Origin of the sequence: Escherichia sp. 94.0001, from assembly GCF_013369155.2 — a bacterium.
GTDB lineage: Bacteria > Pseudomonadota > Gammaproteobacteria > Enterobacterales > Enterobacteriaceae > Escherichia > Escherichia coli_F.
Window position 1 is genome coordinate 1 of record NZ_JABWMS020000119.1, and the last position, 5048, is coordinate 5048.

Genomic DNA, 5048 nt, shown 5'->3' on the forward strand with positions numbered 1-5048 from the left:
GTTTGTGTGTCAGCTTTTCCGCAAGGTCTGACGGCGACGCCGCCCTGACAACATCGTAATGTTTAATCGACATCGAATTTCTCCCGTGTACAGGAACAGAGTTAAAAAGCCGGAACCGGAATCAAATCACAGGATGACCATCTGCCAGTGGCAGGTCATAAAAAAAAGCTGCGCAATGCGCAGCCAGAACTCACAAGGAAAATGATAAAAGGAATAACACTAGTGATGTACGCATGGCGCCTCCCGCTAAGTTCTGCAATGATCAAACAGAACTCGCTACGTGCCCTTAAAACTCGATCATTTAGCCCCTCCAAGGAGGATTCACCATGCGGTTGGTTTTTTAATAAACAGTAAACAAAAAAGTCAAGAATTATTCATTCTGTTCTTTCATCATCGGCCACAGCAATACCACAATGCCGCAGACCAGAGCGCCATCAGTCAGTACCAACATTATCCTGCTGGTGAAATCCATCATCACCATCACTAAAAGCAGGATCACAACAGCAAGCAGACACAGTTTATAAAACAATGTTCAGAAAACGCATTCAGCATGCCTAAGGTTCTATTCCTACGAATAGCCAACTTGCAACTTAAAATATTATTTATGCAGCCAATTAAATTCTGGTCCTTACAATATCAACCTGAAGATTCTTATCTTGTGCTGATTGATAAATGACAAACCTTTTACTACCTGCATTGAAAGAAGTAGACAAAACCAGACAATTATCATAACGAGCAAGAACATAATACCAACCATCATTATAATTAATCATTTCATATTCTTTCTTAAACTGTGGTTTGTAATATCCTGTCAGAAATGAAAAAAGCCAGAAATATGCCACAAAAGCAATCATCACAATCTCAAAAAAATGTTTTTTTATAAATGGCTTATCATAGAAGCATGATACCGATAAAAATCGCCCATAAGATCTTATCGAAATTGTAACCGCCAGCGCAATCGCTGCTGACAGTAGCAAAAGAGGTACCTGAATCTTCTGTCTCAATATAGAAAACTCAATAATTGCCGGCACAAACAATAATTCCACAGCAAAATAAAGGCGAAATACATTTAGCTCTTGCATAGAATGTTTTCTTTTCACTGCGAAAAAGAATACAACACCAATACCCCAACCGATAAGAAATATAGCAATGACGATAACTGCAAAAAATAAACTTCTGGCAACATCATCAACACCTGCACCTACAATCCACCATGGGAAGCCGTAGTAAAAAGAAGTACCCCATCCATAGAAATAAGCACTCCCCCATCCAAGGCATCCCATGTAGGCAATAAAAAGTGAAGAACTCCTGAGCAGTGCACCATCCTTCATAACCACCCCAATACAAGATGATAACATTGGCTTACAACTCATAACAAAAGCAATTCAATGCCGTCAAGAGGTTACAGGCTAAAAAAACTCTATTACATTGCAGTCAGCATGTTTACTACACAAATACAATTCAGAGCATAAAAACTACTCGGCGGCAGGTTATTGAGACTCATCAATGACATGTAAAAAACGCCCATTATTGGTGTCAAGTTTCCCCAAAGTTATTCAAAAAGTCAATATTATGCCGTTAATATGTTGCCATCCGTGGCAATCATGGCGCTAACGTGTGATCGCATTCAAAATGTTGTCTGCGATTGACTCTTCCTTGTGGCATTGCACAACCAGAGCGTCATACAGCGGCTTAACAGTGCGTGACCAGGTGGGTTGGGTAAGGTTTGGGATTAGCATCGTTACAGCGCGATATGCGGCGCTTGCTGGCATTCTTGAATAGCCGACACCTTTGCATCTTCCGCATTCTTTCTCAACAACTCTCCCCCACAGCTCTGTTTTGGCTATATCAACTGCCCGACCTGTACCGTGGCAATCTCTGCATCTTGCGCCCGGCGTCGCGGCACTACGGCTATAATCCGCATAAGCAAATGTTGCGAGCACTTGCAGTACCTTTGCCTTAGTATTTCCTTCGAGCTTTGCCACACCACGGTATTTCCCCGATACCTTGTGTGCAAATTGCATCAGATAGTTGATAGCCTTTTGTTTGTCGTTCTGGCTGAGTTCGTGCTTACCACAGAATACAGCCATTCCGAATCCGGCTTGTGATTGCGCCATCCCCATAGCAGCCATCACATCAGTACCGGAAAGAGAGTCAGAAGCCGTGGCCCGTGGTGAGTCGCTCATCATCGGGCTTTTTGGCGAATGAAATTTAGCTACGCTTTCGAGTCTCATCGTCTTCCCTTTTTGCCTGGCGTTACCATCAGGACGCCGTTAACTATTACGTGACGCTCACCTTTGCTGTCTCGGTTGTACTTGAGCACTGTTCCTCTTGCGCAGGAAAGCATCCTTGCCACTTCGGTCTGATTACCTCGTGTCTGGATAAGAAGCTCTGGTATCGTTTGAATTGTGGCGTTCATACGTTCTCCAGTTCGGTGATTTTTATTCCAAGCCGTCCGCCTGGTACTTTCACACCACGAATTACGCGAATGTCATCGAATTGCTCGTCGTCTTCCGCAAATCCGGCGTGGATAAGGGAGTCGAGTAAACCTTTCAGGATGTTATCGAGGTCGCGGCGGCGGGAGTCTGGAACGTCTGCTATGACTTTGATGCGGAGTCGTGATTTGGTGAAAATATCTAACTTGAGTTGGTGGATGATTTGCTGAACGTCTTTTCGGTATTTCTGGCCTTTATCGCTGATGTAGTATTGGCTTCCCCGTCTTCGCCAGTAGGTATTCACCGACGGCGGGTATGGAAGCACAAACTGATATTCGTTCATGACTTAATCTTCCCCTCCTTCAGCAGTATCGCCTGCGTCCTGATTACGCCTTCGAGGTGGTAAAGTCTGGCGTCTTTGTTGTCGAGATTATGGGTGCGTCTGTCGATTTCATCGTGACACGCGCTACAAGCCCATGCGCCGATCAGGTCTTCAGGCTTCATTCCAGTTCCGCAAATTCCAGCCATCCGGTAATGTGCCAGAACTGTAGTTTCAGGATTGCCATTGCATATGCCGTAAATACGAACCTGGCATTCTCTGCCGCGTGCTTCTTTGCGTAGGTTAGCCATTAAGCAGCCTCCCCTGTTACTTTCAGCATTCCGTTATCGAGCAGCTTTCTGGTCAGCCACTGTTGACCACGCCCGGTGATTTTTGTGGTGAACGATATCTGTATTCCGTGATTTGTGTTGACCGCTGTTTCTTTCACTGTGAAATAGCCGCGCTCCATATATTCCTGCATTGGCACATTTCGCCGGGAACCTGAAGCAATAAGGATTTTGTGATCACGCATCCACGCAAACAGTTTGTTTGGACCAATACCAACAACCTTTGCATAGTTTCCAATCAAAATTCCGCTGGCCTCGCCAACGCGATCGGCAAACTCAACTTTAGGTGCGGCAATTGCGAGCTGGTTTTCTAGTTGCATTTTCTGCTCAGCAAGATCAGCAGCAAGGCGTAACGCTTCTGGTAGCGTTTTTGGGATATTAACCGCAGCTTCTTCAAGCTCTCGCCAACGGTCAACAAGACGAGCGGTGAATTCCGGCGACAACTGGGCAACGACAATAATGCTGTCGCGCTTACCTTGTTCTCCTTCGAAGATGTAATAGCTTACCGGTCGGCCTGCGGTGGGCTTCTCCCCCATTGGGGGAAAAGCTATTACACCTCGTCCCGCCAGTCGTTCAATAGATTGTTTCACCTTGTCATGACGACTTCCCACCAACTCAGCGATTTCAATGCTGGTCATTTTGATGGCGTTGCTATTTATCAGCTCATTCATTGTCATGTCCTCTCATATTGAAAATTCACCAATAAAAAACCCAGCCGAAGCTGGGTTTGTTAAGTTGTCAATTGTCAGTAGCGATGCAGTGAAGGAGGTAATTCTTTGTTCTTAAGCCTTACCCATGCGGAAAGATTCGTTGGTCCGTCTGGCTCATTAATATCAACATCTCGTGTGTGATTGATTAAAACGTCTCTCGCCATTCCAATAACATACGAGAACTCATGACCGTAGTCGTAGCATCTGCCGGAATAGTTCGATTGAATTTGCTTTAGCGCTGGATACAATTCGCGGAATAATGCCTGTGAGCGGTTAGCATAATCCCATAACCATACAAGGCTGTTTGCTTCTTTTGCGGAAAGCTCGTTGGTGCTCTTCTCTTGTTTGCCAGTATTTTTCTTGCACTGCCTGAAATAGCAGTCTTCCAGTTTTTCGAACACATCCCACGCCTGATCGGTTTCGAGCATTTTGGCGTGACGGGCTGCGCCGCGTTCTGTCCAGAGGATGAGGGAGCGGGTTTTGGGAGAGATGGGATTTTGTGACTTACTTAAAGTAAGTCGCAAATTTTTTAATTCTTCACCCACTGCTTTAAAAAAGTGCTTTCCTTCGACAAAACGCTCTTTATTTCTGGTGAAGTTAACCTGGATATTCAGAATTTCTGTGTCATAAAGCTGCGCCAAAAGTTCGGTGGTGATAACAGGAATCTGGTTATGGGTGATCGGGGAGAGAGTTTCAACAGAGATTTGAGTTGTCATAATGACGCCCTCGAGTGGTTTCTAAATAACTCACCACCGACGACGCCAATCGTCTGGTGGTGAACTGTGCAGGGTTGGCGTAACCGGGAAACCGACCGGCGCGGATCTCTCCGCCCCCACACAGCCCACCATAATTCAGATGTGCGCGTGCATTCGACAATAAAAAAACACGCTCGCGGCGTGTGTCTGTCGCGGTCTCTATCCGGGACGCCAATCCCGACGCCAGATTTTGCTGGCATGCTGGGAATATAGCCCCGGATAAATCATCGCGTCAATCCCCTTATTTCCTCGCACGATGTCTTAGCCACCGGATATCCCACAGGTGAGCCGTGTAGTTGAAGGTTTTTACGTCAGATTCTTTTGGGATTGGCTTGCGTTTATTTCTGGAGCGTTTCGTTGGAAGGTATTTGCAGTTTTCGCAGATGATGTCGGTGAAACTTCGTCGCTGTCGTCTCATGCCGCCCTGTCTCCCCATCGCGCTTTCCATTCGAGAGCCAGTCGCGCTTCGTCTGACCACTTAA

At 45.9% G+C, this 5048-nt stretch carries 9 protein-coding genes and 3 pseudogenes; 1 reads left to right on the forward strand and 11 read right to left on the reverse strand.

The annotated features are described in order from the left end of the window. Positions 1-73: pseudogene (locus HEN33_RS24070) on the reverse strand (DUF1737 domain-containing protein); the annotation flags it as partial. Here HEN33_RS24070 and HEN33_RS26165 point away from each other — a divergent pair. After that, positions 50-290, forward strand: a pseudogene (locus tag HEN33_RS26165) (hypothetical protein); the annotation flags it as partial. The pseudogenes HEN33_RS24070 and HEN33_RS26165 sit on opposite strands and share 24 nt — an antisense overlap. An 80-nt stretch (positions 291-370) precedes the next feature. Here the strand turns inward: HEN33_RS26165 and HEN33_RS24075 are convergent. The 10 genes and pseudogenes from HEN33_RS24075 to HEN33_RS24120 form a co-directional block, all read right to left on the reverse strand. Further along, positions 371-529, reverse strand: a complete 159-nt coding sequence (locus tag HEN33_RS24075) for a DUF3927 family protein (protein WP_000499454.1) — start codon at positions 527-529, stop codon at positions 371-373. A gap of 85 nt (positions 530-614) precedes the next feature. Continuing rightward, the gene (locus HEN33_RS24080) at positions 615-1358 is read right to left on the reverse strand and encodes a hypothetical protein (protein ID WP_001302581.1); all 744 of its coding nucleotides are present in this window, start codon (positions 1356-1358) and stop codon (positions 615-617) included. Between the two features lie 252 nt (positions 1359-1610). After that, complete coding sequence (locus tag HEN33_RS24085) at positions 1611-2234, reverse strand: antitermination protein Q (protein WP_176263483.1); 624 nt, start codon at positions 2232-2234, stop codon at positions 1611-1613. Beyond that, positions 2231-2419 (reverse strand): protein ninH, encoded by a 189-nt coding sequence (locus HEN33_RS24090; RefSeq protein WP_000994517.1) that lies wholly within the window; start codon positions 2417-2419, stop codon positions 2231-2233. The genes HEN33_RS24085 and HEN33_RS24090 overlap by 4 nt, the downstream gene beginning before the upstream one ends. Next, positions 2416-2778 (reverse strand): RusA family crossover junction endodeoxyribonuclease, encoded by a 363-nt coding sequence (locus HEN33_RS24095; protein WP_001008194.1) that lies wholly within the window; start codon positions 2776-2778, stop codon positions 2416-2418. The genes HEN33_RS24090 and HEN33_RS24095 overlap by 4 nt, the downstream gene beginning before the upstream one ends. Beyond that, positions 2775-3065: a DUF1364 domain-containing protein gene (locus tag HEN33_RS24100; protein ID WP_000002235.1), complete on the reverse strand. Its 291-nt coding sequence runs from the start codon at positions 3063-3065 to the stop codon at positions 2775-2777. The genes HEN33_RS24095 and HEN33_RS24100 overlap by 4 nt, the downstream gene beginning before the upstream one ends. Next, positions 3065-3772, reverse strand: coding sequence for a phage antirepressor KilAC domain-containing protein (locus HEN33_RS24105; protein WP_001004021.1), 708 nt, complete (start codon positions 3770-3772; stop codon positions 3065-3067). The genes HEN33_RS24100 and HEN33_RS24105 overlap by 1 nt, the downstream gene beginning before the upstream one ends. Before the next feature lie 74 nt (positions 3773-3846). Further along, the gene (locus HEN33_RS24110) at positions 3847-4527 is read right to left on the reverse strand and encodes a P22AR C-terminal domain-containing protein (RefSeq protein ID WP_176263484.1); all 681 of its coding nucleotides are present in this window, start codon (positions 4525-4527) and stop codon (positions 3847-3849) included. Between the two features lie 280 nt (positions 4528-4807). Then, complete coding sequence (locus tag HEN33_RS24115) at positions 4808-4984, reverse strand: NinE family protein (RefSeq protein WP_001254220.1); 177 nt, start codon at positions 4982-4984, stop codon at positions 4808-4810. Next, positions 4981-5048, reverse strand: a pseudogene (locus HEN33_RS24120) (recombination protein NinB); the annotation flags it as partial. The pseudogene HEN33_RS24120 and the gene HEN33_RS24115, both read right to left, overlap by 4 nt.

Excerpts from the sequence above, each read along its gene's own strand:
- HEN33_RS24080 (WP_001302581.1), bottom strand. The coding sequence starts at position 1,358 with ATGTTATCATCTTGTATTGGGGTGGTTATGAAGGATGGTGCACTGCTC.
- HEN33_RS24085 (WP_176263483.1), bottom strand. The coding sequence starts at position 2,234 with ATGAGACTCGAAAGCGTAGCTAAATTTCATTCGCCAAAAAGCCCGATG.
- HEN33_RS24090 (WP_000994517.1), bottom strand. The coding sequence starts at position 2,419 with ATGAACGCCACAATTCAAACGATACCAGAGCTTCTTATCCAGACACGA.
- HEN33_RS24095 (WP_001008194.1), bottom strand. The coding sequence starts at position 2,778 with ATGAACGAATATCAGTTTGTGCTTCCATACCCGCCGTCGGTGAATACC.
- HEN33_RS24100 (WP_000002235.1), bottom strand. The coding sequence starts at position 3,065 with ATGGCTAACCTACGCAAAGAAGCACGCGGCAGAGAATGCCAGGTTCGT.
- HEN33_RS24105 (WP_001004021.1), bottom strand. The coding sequence starts at position 3,772 with ATGAATGAGCTGATAAATAGCAACGCCATCAAAATGACCAGCATTGAA.
- HEN33_RS24110 (WP_176263484.1), bottom strand. The coding sequence starts at position 4,527 with ATGACAACTCAAATCTCTGTTGAAACTCTCTCCCCGATCACCCATAAC.
- HEN33_RS24115 (WP_001254220.1), bottom strand. The coding sequence starts at position 4,984 with ATGAGACGACAGCGACGAAGTTTCACCGACATCATCTGCGAAAACTGC.